A 591-nucleotide genomic window follows, 5' to 3' on the forward strand; every position below is an offset into this window, starting at 1 on the left:
CATCGTACCCGTACCCGCAACCGCGTCGCATGATGGGTCAGACATTTGTGCGGCGATTTGCTCCACTGTTGGAAGGCTCTTTCCTTGATTAACGGCATACGCCGAAGACCATGCCGACTTTAACGCACCTAGCGTCGCTGTCGCCACACCCTTGTGTGCCGCTGCCGACGTATCCGACAGCTTCGGAATGGCGACCGCGGCCAGAATGCCGACGATCACGATCACGATGATCAGTTCAACCAGCGTAAAGCCGGACTGTGATGCTTTTCTGAAGTTCTTCAATTTCATTTTGCTTCCTTTTCTAGGTGGGTTTAACGGTCAATGTACTTCCTGGTCCTGCGTGAAACACCTGTCGCATTCCCGAAGGCGTGCTGCATTTCCTTCAGGCCTGTCAATCCGTGATTTGGCTGAACTGCTTCGATGGCATCGGCTTAACGGGCCTGCCTCAGCTGCACCTGCCCCATATCCCACATCGGCACAAAGACGCCGAGGGCGAGCATCAATATCAGCACGCCGATGAACATGATCAGAATCGGTTCTATCCGGCCGGCCAGGGTCTTCAGTTCATATTCCACTTCCTGCTCGTACATG

1 protein-coding gene is annotated in these 591 nt (G+C 54.3%); it reads right to left on the minus strand.

Annotated elements, in window-relative coordinates; translation table 11 throughout:
• The coding region (locus JK635_RS04315; RefSeq protein WP_202652763.1) for a prepilin-type N-terminal cleavage/methylation domain-containing protein at positions 1-288 on the minus strand (288 nt) is incomplete at its 3' end.
• Positions 289-591 lie beyond the last annotated feature (303 nt).

The organism is Neobacillus paridis, from assembly GCF_016765675.1.
GTDB lineage: Bacteria > Bacillota > Bacilli > Bacillales > Cytobacillaceae > Neobacillus > Neobacillus paridis.